Source organism: Mycolicibacterium sp. XJ662, from assembly GCF_053484035.1.
On record NZ_JBEFTL010000008.1, the window covers coordinates 122,189 to 137,839 of the forward strand.

The following is a 15,651-nucleotide window of genomic DNA, read 5'->3' on the forward strand; positions in this document are numbered from 1 at the left end:
GCGTGGTTACTGACCAATCTGCTTGGCGAAGTTGACTTCCCGTACCGAACCGGCGGGCACCGTGACGGTGTCGGTGGCACTGACCTGCACGCCCACCCCGTACGAGATCTCCAACAGCCGAAGCCGCTGCAGGCCGGGGCTGCGTTCGAAGATGTCCTTCATCGTGTTGGGCGGTCCGACCGCCAGGATGACGTACGGGCTGACGATCGGCTGATTGTCCACCAGGATGCCGCCGCCGGCCTGCCGGACGGTGACGTTGGGCCCGACCCGCACGCCGCCCACCGACACCGCCTCCGCACCGCTGGCCCACAGCGAGTTGACCAGCAGCTGCAGATCGCGGTCCAGGATCACCTGTTGGCTTCCGGGCAGCCGTTGTTTGGATACGTCGGTGAGGTTCTGCGAGACGCCCGGATCGGTGACCGTGATCGTCAAGCCGGGGCCGATCACGCCGGTGGCGGCCGCGGCGAAGTCCGCGTCGTCCAGTTCGTCCAACAGCTGTTGGCCGCGGGCGTCGCCTTCGAGGCGGCTGCGGCGTTCGGCGCCGACCTGTGCGGCCAACGCGTCGCGGCGCGCGGCGAGATCGGCGGTCGCGGACTCGGCCGAGCGCACGCTGCCCGCCAGCGCGTGCTGGGTTTCGCGGACACCGGGGGCGGTGCTGCGGGCCTGGGCCGCGGCGGTGGCGAACACGACGGCGATCAGCAGCGCACCGCAGAGCTGCCAGGCGAGGTTCTGCCATTTCGGGCGGCGCTTGCCTTCGGCGCGGGCTTGGGCGGCCGCGGCGTAGCCGGGGTCCAGATGCTCGGTCAGCAACGACCGCAGCAGCGACGGCACCGGGATCAACGTCGGCTTGTCGGCTGCGTGAGCGCTGCGGCCGGCGTTCGGGTCGTACCCGCCCAGCGATTTGCGGAAGCTTTGGGTCATCGCGCCACCTTGGGCATGCGGCGGATCACCAGGCCCACCTGCAGCAGATACAGCACACCCGACCACACATACATGGCGAGCCCCCAGATCAGAAACCCCCACCCGCAGGCCAGGATCACGCGGCTCCACAGCGCATCCCACTGCCCCAACAGGATCAGTGGCAGACCCGACATCAACGCGAACGTGGCCGCCTTGCCGATGTAGGTCACCGGCAGGGCCGTGAGCCCGCGGGCGCGCAGCGCCGGCAGCGTCGCGGCCAGCGCGGCGTCGCGGACGAGTAGGGTCGCCACGATCCACCACGGCAGCGAGCCGTGAAACGCCATCGCCACCGGGACCACCAGCATGTAGATGCGGTCGACCGTCGGATCGAGCAACTCCCCCAGCCGCGACGACTGGTTGTCGACGAGCCGGGCGATCTTGCCGTCGGCCCAGTCGGAGAACCCGCTGAACATCAGCACGCCCACCGCCCAGGCGGTGGCGTCGGCGGCCAGCAGCAGCCACAGAAACACCGGCACCAGCGCCAGGCGCACCGCGCTGAGCACGTTGGGGACGGTCAGCACCCGGTCGCGGGCGGAACCTGTGGTATCCGGCGGCGAAGGCGCCCGGCCATGCGCCTCGGTCATGGGCTAAACCTAGCGGAACACCCCGGGCAGGCTAAGCGCAGAGAGCGAGTCGTCGGCGAGCGGATTGTCGTGGACCATGTAGGTCCACGTCGAGGTGGGCCGCGCCAGTTTGGACAAGTCCACGCCGGGTTCGTCCTCGATGGACTGCGCGGTCTCGAACGTCTGCTGGGCGGCCTCGATCGCGTCGGCGGCCAGCGAGGCGAACGCGTCGACGGCCATCCGGTGAAACTCGTCGATCGGGGTCTGGTTACCCAGCGCCCGCAGGTGGATGCTCTCGCGGATGTCGGACAGGTACGCCAGGTGGTCGGCCCAGCCCCGGTCCAGGTGATACAGCATGATCAGCCGGCAGATCTTCTCCAGCTTCTCCTCGCCGAGGTTCTCGACCAGTTCGGCGTAGCGCTTCGGTGACCGCTCCTCGAGCTCCTCACGGGCAACTGCGGTGCGCAGCAACGTGTTTCGACGTTCGACGATAATGCCGCGCTGCTGCGCGATCAGCTGGTTGTAGCGCCAGTTGTTGGCGTGGATGTCGAGCATCCGGCCCTCGGCGATGCGCTGCGCGTTGTCCAGCAGGGACGCGGCCTTGGGGCTGACGACGCGCCCGGTGTCGTCGGTGTCCATCGGGAGCTTGTTGGGCTCGAGATGGGCGACGACCACGTCGTCTTCCCAGCTGGAGAAGAACACCGACGAGCCGGGATCGCCCTGGCGGCCCGCGCGGCCGCGCAACTGGTTGTCGAGCCGCTCGGTGTGGTGGCGGCCGGTGCCGACGACGTGCAGCCCGCCGAGTTCGGCGACCTCTTTCTTCTTGTCCGACTGGTCGTCGGCATCGGATCCGCCGAGCCGGATATCGGTGCCGCGCCCGGCCATCTGGGTGGACACCGTGACGCTGCCGAGCTTGCCGGCCTCGGCGATCACCGCGGCCTCCTCGGCGTCGTTCTTGGCGTTGAGGACCACGGCGGCGACGCCGGCCTTGACCAGCTGCCGGTGCAGATCCTCGGATTCGGCGACGTCGTGGGTGCCGACCAGCACGGGTTGGCGGGTTGCGTGCACTTCCCTGATGTGCTCGACGATGGCGTCGTTCTTGGCGGCCTGGGTGGCGTACACCCGGTCGGGCTCGTCCTGGCGAATGTTGGGGGTATTCGGCGCAATTGGGGAAACGGCCAGCTTGTAGAACTGGCGCAGCTGCTCACCGGCCGCCAGCGCGGTGCCGGTCATCCCGCACACCCTCGGGTACCGGTTGATCAGCGCCTGCACGGTGATGGTGTCGAGCACCTCACCGGTCTCGGTGGTCTCGATGCCCTCCTTGGCCTCGACGGCGGCCTGCAGACCGTCGGGCCAGCGTTGCAGCTGGGCGATGCGGCCGCGCGAGGCGTTGATCAGGCGCACCGCGCCGTCGCGGACGATGTAGTGCACGTCGCGCTGCAGCAGCACGTGCGCGTGCAGTGCCACGTTGATCTCGGTGAGCGTGCTGCCGACGTGCTCCTCCGAGTACAGGTCGATGCCGCCGAGCTTGGCCTCCAGCTTTCTGGCGCCGACGTCGGTGAGGTGCACGTTGCGGTTGTCGTCGTCGGTGTCGAAGTCCAGGCCAGCGGTGAGGTCACCGACCATCTGGATGATTTCGACCTTCGGCGTCTCCCGGTGGGTGGTTCCGGCCAGCACCAGCGGCACCAGCGCCTCGTCGACCAGCACCGAGTCGGCCTCGTCGATCAGCGCCACATCGGGGTTCGGCGACACCAGGTCGGCGACATCGGTGGCCAACTGGTCGCGCAGCACGTCGAAACCGACCTCGTTCACCGAGGCGTAGGTGACGTCGCAGCGGTAGGCCGCGCGGCGCTCCTCGGCGGTGGACTTCTCCGTGATCCAGCCGACCGTCAACCCGAGCGCCTCCAGCAGCGGGCCCATCCACTCGGCGTCGCGGCGGGCGAGGTAGTCGTTGATCGTGATGACGTGCACGCGCCTGCCGCCGAGCGCATAGCCGGCCGCGGCGATCGCACCGGAGAGCGTCTTGCCCTCGCCGGTGGCCATCTCGACCACGTCTCCTGCCAACATCCGCAGCGCACCGAGCAGCTGGACGTCGAACGGGCGAAGCGCGGTCGTACGCTCGGCGGCTTCGCGGGTGATCGCCAGAAACTGCGGGATGTCGGTGGAGTCGGCCAGGTCCTCGAGGTTCAGCAGCTTGGCGGCCTTGCGCAGTTGTTCGGCGTCGAGGTCGGCGGCTCGCTCGTCGAACTCGGCCGACTTGCGCACCTGCGCCATCGACTGCGCCTGATCCCGGTCGGTGCTCGCGCCGAGCAGTTTCCAGAACCGGTTGCTGACACGACCTGTCGTGCGGGTCTTGGTCTTAGCCACACAGATACGGTACGCGTCCCTGCTCACCGGCCGGCGAGCCTGCGGCCTCAGGCCAGGTTCGAGCGGCGCGGGTAGGCCACCGTCGGATCGGTCAGCGCATTGACCACCGCCGGAACCCCCGCCGAGAACGCGCGCTGCAGGGCCGGGCGCAGCTCGGCCGGCGTCGACACCAGCTCGCCGTGCCCACCCAGCGCCGCGACCACCTCGTCGTAGCGGGTGCCCGGCCGCAGATCGGCCACCACCGAGTACCCGTACAGCATCTCCATCGGATGTTTCTCCAGCGCCCAGATGCCGTTGTTGCCGATGACCGACACCACCTGGACACCGTGGCGGATCAGCGTGTCCCACTCCATACCGGAGAACCCGAACGCGCCGTCGCCCTGCAGCAGCACCACCTGGCGGTCGGGCCGGGCCAGCTTGGCGGCCAGCGCATAGCCGGGGCCGGAGCCCAGACAGCCGAACGGCCCGCTGTCCAGCCAGGCGCCCGGCACGTAGCTGTCGATCACCCGGCCCGCATACGAGCCGAAATCGCCCGCGTCGATGACGACGATGGCGTCGCGGTCCAGCAGCGCCTTCAATTCGGCGTAGACCCGCATCGGGTGAAGCGGTGCGCGGTCGTCGGCCAGGTCGGCGGTCTCGGCTTGCCGCGCGGCGCTCTCCACCGTGCGCAACTGTTCGATCCAGTCCGCATGTCCGGCCGGGGTGGCCGCCGACAACGCGGCCAGGATCTGGCCCAGATCGCCGTAGAGGCCGGCCGCCACCTCGCGGGGATGCGGACGCTGCGGTGCGACGCGGTCGGCGACCACAAGCTTGGTCTCGGCCCCGAACACCCCGCCGAAGCCGAGCCGAAAGTCCAGCGGTACGCCGATCACCAATGCAACATCGGCCTCCCCCAACGCTTTTGAGCGGGCCCTGGAGAACGCGAGCTCGTGGTCGGCGGGCACGGTCCCGCGGGCCATACCGTTCATCAGGACCGGGATCCGCAGCGTCTCGGCGAGGTCGCGCAGCGCGGTCTCGCCGTGCCCCCACCAGACGTTGGTGCCTGCCATGATGACGGGCCGCTGCGCCTGCGACAGCAGACGCACAGCGGTGTCGACGGCATCTCCGTCGGGTGCCGCGCCCGCGGGCGCACCGGTCAGCGCGCCGGGTGCGCCGTCGTCGCGGGCCTCGCTGAACACGTGGTCCATCGGGAAGTCGACGAACGCCACGCCCGAGGGGGCGCCGACGGCGGCGCGCAGCGCCGTGTCGATCAGCGGCCCGACGGCATCGGGGCCATCCGCGGTCGCGGCGAACCGGGCCAGCGGCGCCACGAACGGGACGTGGTCGATCTCCTGCAGCGAACCCTGCCCCCACCGCAGTGCCGGGGCCCGTCCGCCCAGCACCACCAGCGGCGACTGGTTCTGCTGGGCGGCGGCCATCGCGCTCATGCCGTTGGTGACGCCGGGCCCGGCGGTCAGCGCCGCGACACCGGGCACGCGGGTGACCTTGGACCAGCCTTCGGCGGCGAACGCCGCGGTCTGCTCGTGGCGGGTGTCGATCAGCCGGATGTTCTCGGCGCGGCAGCCGTCGTAGATCGAGAACAGATGGCCACCCGAAAGCGTGAAGATCGTGTCGATGCCGCTGGCCCGCAGCCGGCGGGCGATCAGGTGGCCCGCGTTCACCGTGGCGGGCTCCGCAGCGTCGGTGCTCATACCGGGAGCATAATCACCGGGTGCCCAGCCCCAGCCAAACCCAAGTGCTCATCGCCGGCGCGGGGCCGGTCGGTCTCACCGCCGCCATCGAGTTGACCCGTCGCGGTGTGGACTGTCGCATCGTCGATCCACTGCCCGAACCGCCGCAATACGCGAAAGCCGTTGGGGTGCAACCACGTACACTCGAAGTCTTCGAAAGTATGGGTGTGCTGGACCGCATCCTGGACGCGGCGATCTCGATGCACGGCCAGATCGTCTACGTCAACGGCGAGAAGACCGCGCAGCTCGACCTGACATTGCCTCTCGACGTGCCGTTCGGTTTCATCGCGATTCCGCAGTACGCCACCGAGCGGGTGCTGACCGCCGAACTCACCGCCTGCGGTGGGCGGATTGAGCGCGGGGTCGCGTTGACCGGGTTCGAACAAGACGCTGACGGCGTGACCGCGACGCTGGCTGGTGACGGCGGTGACGAGACGTTGCGCGCGGGCTTTCTCGTCGGCGCCGACGGCGCCCACAGCACGGTGCGCAAGGGCCTGGGCCTGATGTTTGAGGGCGCGGCCTTCGACGAGCAGTACATGCTCGGCGACGTCGAGGTGGACTGGTCGATGCCGCGCGGGTACGGCGTGCGGTCGATGCACCAGACCGGCGCAAGCACCGACGACCTGCTGGTGTGCATCCCACTGCCGGGCCGCAACCGCTACCGGATGTCCATGCTGGTGCCCGATGAGCTCAGCGCTGCTGCCCCCGACGGCGTGGCGCACGGCTTCGAAGGTGGCCGCAAACCCGAACTGCACCACATCCAGGCCGTGCTCGATCGGTTGTCTCCCGAGCCGACGACCGCGCGAAACCTGCGCTGGTCCTCGGTGTTTCGCATCAGTCACCGCATCGTGGACTCGTATGGCCGGGATCGAGTGTTCGTCGCGGGAGACGCGGCCCACATCCACCCGCCCACCGGTGCGCAGGGCATGAACACCGGCATCCAGGACGCGCACAACCTGGCGTGGAAGCTGGCGCTGGCCGCCGCCGGGCACGCCTCGGCGGAGTTGCTCGGCAGCTACGACGCCGAGCGGCGCCCCGTCGGCGAGGAGGTGGTGGGCCGGACCGTGCGCAGCGCACGCGACGGTATCGGCGCCGATTCCACCGATGTCGGGTTCGTCATACGCCGCGAGGCGCAACTGCTCATCGACTACGCGGACAGCCCGATCGTGTCGCCCGGAGCCGCCGGGCCGGCGACGCCCGGGCCCCGTGCGGGCACCCGGGCACCGGATGTCAGCGGGTTGACCCGCGCCGCGGTTACCGCCCCGGTGCGGCTGTTCACCTTGTTCGGACGTGGACACACCGTGTTGCTCTACGCCGGCGAGCAGCACGGGGCCGGCGACCTCGAGCGTTTCGAGCGCGTAGTCGACCGGGCGGTCAGGGCCGCCCACGGTCAGGCCAGGGGGTATCTGATCGCGGCGCCCGGAGCCGACGTCGCCGCCACCACGTTGCCGCTGATCCGCGACACCGGCGGGGACTTCGCCCGCGCCTACGCAACCGGCGCAGAAGCGGCGTTCGTCGTGCGGCCCGACGGCTACCTCGGTTTCGCCGCGCCGCGCGTCGACGCCGACGCGGTGGTCAACCACCTGCGGGCGACATTCGCCGCGCCGCCCTCGGCGGCGAACAGTTGAGCTCTCGGCAGCGCTGATCGCGTTTCGGAAAGGTACCTTGCCCGCATGGAAAGTTTTGTCCCGACGCTGGACTGGGGACACGAGCTGTGGACTTCGTTGGTCTGGGTCGCGCGCGCCTGGGTGATGGCGGCGATCGCCACGCTGATCGTCGTGGTGCTGATCGCCAAATTCACCACGTGGGGGCGCCAGTTCTGGCGCATCACCGGCGGCTACTTCAAGGGCCCCGAAAGCGTCAAGGTCTGGCTCTGGCTGGCCGCCCTGCTGCTGTCGGTGATCGTAGGTGTTCGGCTCTCGGTGCTGTTCACCTATCAGGGCAACGACATGATGACCAGCTTCCAGGTGGTGGCGTCCGGCCTTGGTACCGGCGACGCCGCCGTCAGGGACTCCGGCGAGGCCGGCTTCTGGATGTCGATGCTGGTCTTCGCGCTCCTGGCGGTCCTGCACGTCGCGCGCATCATGCTCGACCTGTTCATGACCCAGCGGTTCATGCTGGCCTGGCGGGTGTGGCTGACCGACCGCCTCACCACCGACTGGCTCGACGACAAGGCCTACTACCGCACCCGGTTCATCGACGACACGATCGACAACCCCGATCAGCGCATCCAGCAGGACATCGACATCTTCACCGCCGGGGTGGGCGGACTACCGAACACCCCCAACAACACCTCGACGGCCACCCTGCTGTTCGGCGCGGTCAACGCCGTCGCCTCGATGATCTCGTTCACCGCCATTCTGTGGAACCTGTCGGGCACGCTCACGCTGCCGGTGGTCGGGATCGCCGTGCCCAAGGCCATGTTCTGGATCCTGCTGGCCTACGTGCTGTTGGCGTCGGTCTTCGCGTTCTGGATCGGCAGGCCCATCATCTGGTTGTCGTTTCGCAACGAGAAGTACAACGCCGCTTTCCGGTACGCGCTGGTCAGGTTGCGCGACGCCGCAGAGGCGGTCGCTTTCTACCGCGGCGAACTCGCCGAACGCACGGGCCTGCGGCGCCTGTTCGCGCCGGTGGTGTCCAACTACAAGCGCTACATCAACCGCATGATGGGGTTCTACGGGTGGAACCTCTCGATGGACCAGATCATCGTGGTGCCGCCCTACCTGCTGCAGTTCCCGCGGTTTCTGTCCGGCGAGATCACCCTGGGCGCGATGACACAGACCGCCGCGGCGTTCGGCAACATCGAGCAGGGCCTCTCGTTCTTCCGCAACGCCTACGACCAGTTCGCCGGATACCGGGCGGCGATCATCCGGCTGCACGGCCTGGTGCTCGCCAACGACCAGGGCCGGGCGTTGCCGGAGCTGACCACGAACGCCTGCGTCGACGGCACCGTGGAACTCACCGACGTGGAGGTCCGCACGCCCGACGGCAAGCAACTGGTCAAACCGCTCGACATGCGGCTGGAAGTCGGCGACACGTTGGTGATCACCGGGCCGTCCGGTAGCGGCAAGACCACCCTGCTGCGCAGCCTGGCCCAGCTGTGGCCGTTCACCTCGGGGGCGTTGACGCGCCCGTGCGGACCCAACGAGACGATGTTCCTCTCGCAGCTGCCCTACGTGCCGCTCGGTGACCTGCGCACGGTGGTGAGCTACCCGAGCGAAGTGGGCAGCATCGACGACGAGATGTTGCGTCACACGCTGACCAAGGTGGCGCTGTCGCATCTCGTGGACCGCCTCGACGAGGTCGACGACTGGGCCAAGGTGCTCTCCCCCGGCGAACAGCAGCGGATCGCGTTCGCCCGCATCCTGTTGACCAAACCCAAGGCGGTCTTCCTCGACGAGTCCACGTCTGCGCTCGACGAGGGCCTGGAGTTCCTGCTCTATGACCTCGTGCGCACCGAACTGCCCGACACCATCCTGGTTTCCGTCAGCCACCGCAGCAGCGTGGAACAACATCACACCCACGAGCTCAAGCTGCTCGGCGACGGTGAGTGGCGGCTCGGCCGCATCCAGGACGAGCCGGTACCCGTTTAAAGCTTGTCGGCGTGCGCCCCTGCCCGCCGCGCTGCGTGTCCACCCGCCCGCCGCCCGAAGAACGACCCCTCGCCCAGCTGCGTGCCGCTGGCGTAGCCCTTGCCGTCCTGGGCGATGTTGGACGCGCACGCGCCTGCCGCGTACAAGCCCGGCACGACGCTGCCGTCCTCGCGCAGCACCTCGCCGTCGATCGACACCGCCAGACCGCCCATCGTGAACCCCGAATACATCGCCACGCCCAGCGACAGGTCGAAGGCGGCCCACGGCCCCTTGTCTTGGGCCGCAAGGTATTCGGGTTGTTTGTGGAAGTCGGGGTCCGCGCCGCGAGCGGCGTCGGTGTTGTAGCGCTCGAGGGTGGCCGCCAGGTTGCCTTCCGGAATGCCAAGCGCGGCTTCCATTTCGGCGATCGTCTCCCAGCCGTCGATGAACTTGATCAGCGGCATCTCGGGCATCTGCATGTGCGCTTCGTCGACGACCAGGTATGCCTTCTGCTCGGGCTGCTCCAGCACGAACGCCGAAGTCCGCGAGTGGTAGGAGTCCTCGGCGACGAACCGCTTACCATCCTTGTTGACGATGACGCCGGTCAGCAGGATCTCCGGCGGATAGGCCGCCGCGGTGATGAACAGCTGGTCCAGGTTCTTGGCGACGCCGCCCGCCGAGACGCCCATCCGGATGCCCAGGCCGTCGTCGTGCGGGTTGCCCAGGATGTAGGGCTCCACCACGCCGTGGTGTTTGGTTTTTCGCTGCTGGCCCAACGCCGGGGTGTGGCGCGCGACCATCTCGGGGTTCATCGCGAACCCGCCCGCGGCGATGATCACCGACTTGGCCCTGACCGCGCCGGTGTCGCGGAAGTGCTTCCAGGCCACCCCGACCACCGACCCGTCGTCGACGACGAGGTTGGTCACCCCGGTCTCGTAGCGGATGTGCACGCCCAGGTCGGTGGCGCGCTTGAGCAGCAGGTCGATGACCATGGCGGCGCCGCCCAACTCACCCGGTACGGGCACGGAGTGGCCGCGCGGCGCCGGTTTGGCCTGTTCGCAGAACGGCCACACCTTCTCGTTGCCGGTGTAGGACAGGCCTTCGGTGCCCGGCGGGACGACGACCTTGCCCGGGTAGTAGCTGCGCTCGAACTGAAACCCCAAGTCCTCCAACCAGTTGAAGTGCTCGACGGAGCCTTCGCAGTAGGCGCGGATCTTGTCGTGCTCGGGGTCGCGCGACATCGCGACGAGGTACTTGTACATCTCCTCGGCGCTGTCGTCGTGCCCGGTGGCCTGCTGCACGGCGGTGCCGCCGCCGAGATAGAAGTGCCCGCCGGCCATCGAGGTCGTCCCGCCCGCTGCGGCCGCGCGTTCCAGCACCAGCACCGACGCGCCCGCGGCCGCCGCGCTGACCGCCGCGCAGCCGCCGGCGATGCCGAAACCGATGACGACGACGTCGACCTCGTCGGACCACGCCGCCACCTCGGCCGCGTCGACGGTGTCGGGAATGTCCAGTTCGCTCACTGTTGCTCCTGTTTGATGTAGTCGAAGAACGCGCGAATCTCGTCGGGCACGTAGGCGATCTCGAGGTAGGGCACGCCGGGGGCTTCGATGTAGGCGAACTCCATACCGCCCGGCATCACGCCGCGCTGCACCGCCTCGGCGCCGCGTTCGGCCAGTGCCGCGTCCACGTCGTCGACCTCCACGCAGATGTGATGCAACCCCGGCCCGGCGCGGTCGAGGAACTCCGTGTAGATGCTGTCCCCGCGCACCGGCGCGATGATCTCCAACTGGGTGTCCCCGGCGTAGCTCAGCGAGATGGCGGCGACGAAATCCGCGGGACGGCCGCGGTAGGTGCAGGCATCGGGGGCGAAGTGCACCTCGGGCATGCGGATCCACTTCTTGGCGCCGAGCAGCGCGGTCAGCGCCGCTTCGGTGGCGTCGAGATCCCGGGTCACCCACGCAATCTGGACAGGTGTCTGGGCAAGCATCGCGTCGAGGATATCGCCGCCCCGCACCGTTGGCTAGAACGTGTTCTAGTTCAGCCTTCGCCGAGGTAGGCCGCAAGACAGCGATCGGCCATCTCCCGCGCGGCGACGGGGTCTTCGCCCCGGGCCACGTTCGCGTCGTACCACCGCTCGCTGGACAGTGCCAGAAAGCGCCGGCCGTCGTCGGTGCCCAGCCATCGCTGTCCGTCCGCGGGGTCGACGGACTCCCCCGTGCGCAGATGGATCGCCAGCCCCAGCACCATGGAATCCCACCCGATGCCGACGGCGCCCGGCCCGTACATGCGGGAGGTGTCGTCGTCCACGTGGGCGATGTGCTCGATCACCAACTGGGCCTTGTCCGGGCCCTCGCCGCGGACGGTGACGTCGATCCAGCTGGTGCCGCCGCCGTACTCCCAGGTGGCGGTGAAGTTCCTGGGCGGGTCGCAGGTCAGGATGGTGCCACCGGCCTGGCCCTCCAGCTGGTAGGAGCCGCCGAGCTTCAGATCACCGGAAATCGGCAGCAGCCACCGCGGTATGCGTTCGATGTTGGTGACCGCATCCCAGAGGTCCTCGGCGTCGGTGTCGTAGGTCTGGGCGATGGTGGCGACGTGGGCCTGCCCGGTCTCGATGGTTCGGGTGCCGAAAGTCCGCTGCACCGCGTTGATCTGGTACTCGACGTTGACGTCGATCATGTCGTCTTCTTTCGCCGTTGTCGTTTGCCGCGCGCGATCTCGGTGGCCAACGCATCCAGCCGCGGTGTCCAGAACCGGCGGAACCCGTCCAGCCACTCGTCGACTTCGCGCAGCCCCGCACCGTCGACGGCATAGAGCCGCCGTTGACCGTCCGGCCGCACCGACGTGAACCCGTTGTCGCGCAGCACTTTCAGATGTTGCGACACCGCTGGCTGGGTGATCGCGAACTCACTTTGGACCGCCGATCCGATGGCCCCCGCCGACATTTCACCGTCGGCGAGCAGTTCGAGGATGCGGCGGCGCACCGGATCGCCCAGGACGTCGAACGCGTGCACCCACCTAAATTAAAGCGATGACTTATATAAGTCAACACTCAATAGAGGTTACGGCATCGATCCGGCGTTGCTCGACGCCGCGGAGATGACCCCTTCGCGCGCCTGCGCGCTGGTCACCTGCCACGACACCGCCGCGGGGAACTGCCCCCACGTGCTGTTGAACATCCCGATGATGGCCGCCCGACCGTCCGGGGTCACCACGTAGACGGGCCCGCCGGAGTCGCCCTTACCGCTGACGACGCCGTTGCCCATCGTGAACCAGCCGTTGTTGACAGATTCGATGGTTCCGCAGCTCTCCCCGGTGACGACGCCGAAGTGGCAGACGGGCAGACCCGGTGTGGGCACCACGGCGGGATCCGACACCAGCACCCGTCCGCCGGGCAGGACGTTGTTGACCGCCACGTCGGGGCCCAGGCCGATGATCTGCCAGTCGGTGATCTGATGGTTGGTGTCGACGGTGGCGCCGTTGGGGGTGTTGTCGCGGAACTGAACCTGGGTGCCGACGAAGTTGCCGCTGCGGTCGCGGACATGACCGCTGCCCCGGCAGTGCCCGGCGGTGAACGCGACACGCGCGTGCAGGTCCACGAATCCCAGCGTGCACACGGTATTGTCTTGACGGATCTCCATCCCGGGATGCACGACGATCCCGGGTGAGGCGCTTACCGGCGCGGCGGGGATGGCGAGCGCGATGATCGGGGCGGCCAACGCTGCCATCGCGCGAAATCGTCGTCGGAGCATCTTCCGCACCGATCCTCTCGAGTAACAGGGTGACAACGGTACCGCTGTGATGCGGTTTCCTGTACCCGAGCCAGAGAACTCATAATCCGCCCGACCAGCAGCAACCGCGTACGGTGGCACCTATCCTTGGCCATCGCTCAAGATCACGGGAATGTTACGGGCCCGCGAAAAAAATTTAGGCGGGCAGTTCGGCGGCCGGATCCGCGATGCGGGGCGCATCGGCCGCGCGGTGTTCGGCCGGTTGCCAGCCGGGCGGGCCGAACGCGTAGCCGAGCTTGTCGCGCCACCGGGTGGCCTGGCGCATATCGCGCAGGATCGCGACGTACTCGTAGGTCTGCAGCTTCCAGATGTTGTAGGTGTCGACCTGCTTGGTCAGCCCGTAGTGCGGCCGCACGGTCTCGGGCGCGAAGGTGCCGAACAGCCGGTCCCACACGATGAAGATGCCGCCGTAGTTCTTGTCCAGGTACTGGTTGTCCATTCCGTGGTGCACCCGATGGTGCGACGGGGTGTTGAAGATGAACTCAATTGGCGCCCAAAGCTTTCCGATGCGTTCGGTGTGGATCCAGAACTGGTAGATCAGGTTGATCGAGAAGCTGGCGAACACCATCCACGGCGGCACGCCCAGCAGCGGCAGCACCGCGCGCAGGAACACGTCGCCGCTGATGTTCCACTTCTGCCGCAGCGCGGTGGCGAAGTTGAAGTACTGGCTGGAGTGGTGGGCCTGATGCGTGGCCCAGATCAGCCGCACCCGGTGCGCGAGCCGGTGGTAGAGGTAATACATCAGGTCGACGCCGACGATCGCGATGACCCAGGTGTACCAGGCGTTTGCGGGCAGGTGCCACGGCGCGACGTAGGCGTAAAGGGCCGCGTAGGCCAGCAGTGCGACGAAGTTGAGTACGCCGCTGGTGCCGATCGACACCACACCCATCGAGATGCTGGCCCAGGCGTCGGGTTTGGAGTAGGCGCCCGCCGGGGCGCGTTGCTCGTCGTGGGCCAACTTGCGGGCCGCCGCCCATTCGATGACCAGCAGCAGCAAGAAGAACGGCACCGCGTACATCACCGGGTCGTGCATCAACGGCGGCAGCACGTCCGCAAAAATCCAGTCCAACGCCATACCTCCAGCCCGTAAGTCTACGGTCTAGCGGAAGCTGAGGACCTGATCGCCCCAGGCGGTGCGCACGTCGGCGTCGAGGTCGTCGACCACTCCGTCCTGGGCGTCGATGACCAGGGTGGCCCGGTCGTCGTCGCGGTACGGACGCCACAGCGGATCGCCCTGCGGGCCTGCCGGTGTGGCGTCGACGGCGAAGTTCAGCCAGCGGGTCCGCATGCGCGCCGAAACGGCTCGGCCGGCCTTCAACCCGCCGAGCTTGAACGTCGGATCCCTGGGGCCGGCGACCAGGTTGCCCCACACGAAGGGCAGTTCGGTGGCGTGAGCGGCGTCGAGTCGCAGCAGCCGCAGCATCGGGGTGGCGAAGTCGAACCGGTACAGGTAGACGGGCGCGATCTGGCAATGTCCTTCGGCGAACCAGATCGAGGGCATGCGGAAGCCGATGTCGCGGGCCACGCCCATGCCGATGATCTTGGGCCTGCCACGGTAGGCCGCCCGGATCTGGGCCTCGCTCGGCAGCTGCAGCCCCGGCTGCTCGGCGGCGATCGTCGCGAACATCTCCCGGATCGCCTTCGGCGTGATCGGCATCAGCGGCGACTTCATCCAGCGGAACAGCGCGGCCTCGTGCTTGTTGGTGCCGATGATCAGCGGGACGCGGTGAGTCCGGCCTTCGCGGGCCAGTTCGACCGGGTGGGCGGGCACGATGTCGCCGTCGATGATCGGCGCGAACGCCAGCGTGCCCGGCGTGGTCGACGGGACGGCGTCGAAGACCCGTTGCGCTGCGGCGTTGACGGCCGAGATCGGAACCGAGGCCAGCCGGTGGGCCTCGTCGGCGCGCACGTCCAGTGCGGCGAGGAACTGTTCGCCGATGCGCCGGCCACGCGTTTGGTCATAGATCGACGTCGCCGGTGAACTCTGCGCGATGGCCGCGCAGAACAGTCCGGCGGCCGCCGGGCTGGCCAGCAGGGTGGTGATGATGCCGGCGCCTGCGGACTCGCCGAAGATCGTCACCCGGTCGGGGTCTCCCCCGAACGCGGCGATGTTGTCGCGCACCCACTGCAGCGCGAACAGCACGTCGCGCATGCCGACGTTGGTGGCGAACTGGTCACCGAACGACGACAGGTCCAAGAACCCCAGCGCACCCAGCCGGTAGTTGATGGTGACGATGATGGCGTCGCCGGAACTGGCCAGCGCACGACCGTGATACAGCGGCTGTGCCGAGGAGCCCAGGATGTAGGCGCCGCCGTGCACCCAGACCATCACCGGTTTGCCCGCGCCGGCCTCGATGTCGGAAGCGGCCCACACGTTGAGCGTCAGGCAGTCGTCACCCTGCGGGGCGCCCAGGTCGATCGGGATTTTCGCGTCGGTGGGCTGGGGGCACACCGGGCCCACCCGGGTGGCGTCGCGCGGTTCGGTCCACCGCTGCGGCGGTTCGGGTGCGCGCCAGCGCCGTTCGCCCACCGGCGCGGCGGCATAGGGAATCCCTTTCCAGAACTTGACCGTTCCGTCGTCGATTCCGCGCACCGGCCCGTTGGCGGTGTCGACGACGAGCGCGTGATCGGTTGCGCGTCGTGCGTCGGCCGTCATGCGAACTCCTTG

13 protein-coding genes are annotated in these 15,651 nt (G+C 68.5%); 2 read left to right on the top strand and 11 right to left on the bottom strand.

The window, feature by feature from the left end:
• Nucleotides 1-6 precede the first annotated feature (6 nt).
• From ABQE93_RS20005 to ABQE93_RS20020, 4 genes are read right to left on the bottom strand one after another with little or no spacing between them, the layout of a single operon-like run.
• Nucleotides 7-921 (bottom strand): DUF881 domain-containing protein, encoded by a 915-nt coding sequence (locus ABQE93_RS20005; RefSeq protein WP_448409884.1) that lies wholly within the window; start codon nt 919-921, stop codon nt 7-9.
• Nucleotides 918-1,544 (bottom strand): CDP-alcohol phosphatidyltransferase family protein, encoded by a 627-nt coding sequence (locus tag ABQE93_RS20010; protein ID WP_448409883.1) that lies wholly within the window; start codon nt 1,542-1,544, stop codon nt 918-920. Before ABQE93_RS20010 ends, ABQE93_RS20005 begins: the two co-directional genes overlap by 4 nt.
• A 9-nt stretch (nt 1,545-1,553) precedes the next feature.
• Complete coding sequence (gene secA2 / locus ABQE93_RS20015; RefSeq protein WP_448409881.1) at nt 1,554-3,890, bottom strand: accessory Sec system translocase SecA2; 2,337 nt, start codon at nt 3,888-3,890, stop codon at nt 1,554-1,556.
• Nucleotides 3,891-3,937: 47 nt separating this feature from the next.
• Nucleotides 3,938-5,581 carry an acetolactate synthase gene (locus ABQE93_RS20020; RefSeq protein ID WP_448409880.1) on the bottom strand — a complete coding sequence of 548 codons (1,644 nt, stop codon included), beginning with the start codon at nt 5,579-5,581 and terminating at the stop codon, nt 3,938-3,940.
• Nucleotides 5,582-5,601: 20 nt separating this feature from the next.
• Here ABQE93_RS20020 and ABQE93_RS20025 point away from each other — a divergent pair, with 20 nt between their 5' ends.
• Both ABQE93_RS20025 and ABQE93_RS20030 read left to right on the top strand, forming a co-directional pair.
• The gene (locus tag ABQE93_RS20025; protein WP_448409878.1) at nt 5,602-7,248 is read left to right on the top strand and encodes an FAD-dependent monooxygenase; all 1,647 of its coding nucleotides are present in this window, start codon (nt 5,602-5,604) and stop codon (nt 7,246-7,248) included.
• A gap of 45 nt (nt 7,249-7,293) precedes the next feature.
• A complete protein-coding gene (locus tag ABQE93_RS20030) occupies nt 7,294-9,213 on the top strand; it encodes an ABC transporter ATP-binding protein/permease (protein ID WP_448409877.1) in 1,920 nt (639 codons plus the stop codon).
• On the opposite strand, the gene ABQE93_RS20035 is transcribed toward ABQE93_RS20030, so the two are convergent.
• The 7 genes from ABQE93_RS20035 to ABQE93_RS20065 form a co-directional block, all read right to left on the bottom strand.
• Entirely contained in the window at nt 9,210-10,715 is a 1,506-nt protein-coding gene (locus ABQE93_RS20035; protein ID WP_448409875.1) for an FAD-binding protein, read from the bottom strand. The genes ABQE93_RS20030 and ABQE93_RS20035 overlap by 4 nt on opposite strands.
• Nucleotides 10,712-11,182 carry a VOC family protein gene (locus ABQE93_RS20040; RefSeq protein WP_448409874.1) on the bottom strand — a complete coding sequence of 157 codons (471 nt, stop codon included), beginning with the start codon at nt 11,180-11,182 and terminating at the stop codon, nt 10,712-10,714. Before ABQE93_RS20040 ends, ABQE93_RS20035 begins: the two co-directional genes overlap by 4 nt.
• A gap of 50 nt (nt 11,183-11,232) precedes the next feature.
• Nucleotides 11,233-11,871, bottom strand: a complete 639-nt coding sequence (locus ABQE93_RS20045; protein ID WP_448409873.1) for an SRPBCC family protein — start codon at nt 11,869-11,871, stop codon at nt 11,233-11,235.
• Entirely contained in the window at nt 11,868-12,206 is a 339-nt protein-coding gene (locus ABQE93_RS20050; protein WP_448409872.1) for an ArsR/SmtB family transcription factor, read from the bottom strand. Before ABQE93_RS20050 ends, ABQE93_RS20045 begins: the two co-directional genes overlap by 4 nt.
• Before the next feature lie 48 nt (nt 12,207-12,254).
• The gene (locus ABQE93_RS20055) at nt 12,255-12,944 is read right to left on the bottom strand and encodes an Rv1815 family serine proteinase (protein ID WP_448409871.1); all 690 of its coding nucleotides are present in this window, start codon (nt 12,942-12,944) and stop codon (nt 12,255-12,257) included.
• Nucleotides 12,945-13,119: 175 nt separating this feature from the next.
• Nucleotides 13,120-14,058 carry a sterol desaturase family protein gene (locus ABQE93_RS20060; RefSeq protein WP_448409870.1) on the bottom strand — a complete coding sequence of 313 codons (939 nt, stop codon included), beginning with the start codon at nt 14,056-14,058 and terminating at the stop codon, nt 13,120-13,122.
• 24 nt (nt 14,059-14,082) lie between these two features.
• On the bottom strand, nt 14,083-15,639 hold the full coding sequence (locus ABQE93_RS20065; protein WP_448409869.1) for a carboxylesterase/lipase family protein: 1,557 nt from the start codon (nt 15,637-15,639) through the stop codon (nt 14,083-14,085).
• Between the last annotated feature and the right edge of the window lie 12 nt (nt 15,640-15,651).

Bases quoted from the DNA above. Each gene is read 5' to 3' on its own strand.
- ABQE93_RS20005 (WP_448409884.1), bottom strand. From the start codon at position 921: ATGACCCAAAGCTTCCGCAAATCGCTGGGCGGGTACGACCCGAACGCC.
- ABQE93_RS20010 (WP_448409883.1), bottom strand. From the start codon at position 1,544: ATGACCGAGGCGCATGGCCGGGCGCCTTCGCCGCCGGATACCACAGGT.
- ABQE93_RS20020 (WP_448409880.1), bottom strand. From the start codon at position 5,581: ATGAGCACCGACGCTGCGGAGCCCGCCACGGTGAACGCGGGCCACCTG.
- ABQE93_RS20030 (WP_448409877.1), top strand. From the start codon at position 7,294: ATGGAAAGTTTTGTCCCGACGCTGGACTGGGGACACGAGCTGTGGACT.
- ABQE93_RS20040 (WP_448409874.1), bottom strand. From the start codon at position 11,182: ATGCTTGCCCAGACACCTGTCCAGATTGCGTGGGTGACCCGGGATCTC.
- ABQE93_RS20045 (WP_448409873.1), bottom strand. From the start codon at position 11,871: ATGATCGACGTCAACGTCGAGTACCAGATCAACGCGGTGCAGCGGACT.
- ABQE93_RS20055 (WP_448409871.1), bottom strand. From the start codon at position 12,944: ATGCTCCGACGACGATTTCGCGCGATGGCAGCGTTGGCCGCCCCGATC.
- ABQE93_RS20060 (WP_448409870.1), bottom strand. From the start codon at position 14,058: ATGGCGTTGGACTGGATTTTTGCGGACGTGCTGCCGCCGTTGATGCAC.
- ABQE93_RS20065 (WP_448409869.1), bottom strand. From the start codon at position 15,639: ATGACGGCCGACGCACGACGCGCAACCGATCACGCGCTCGTCGTCGAC.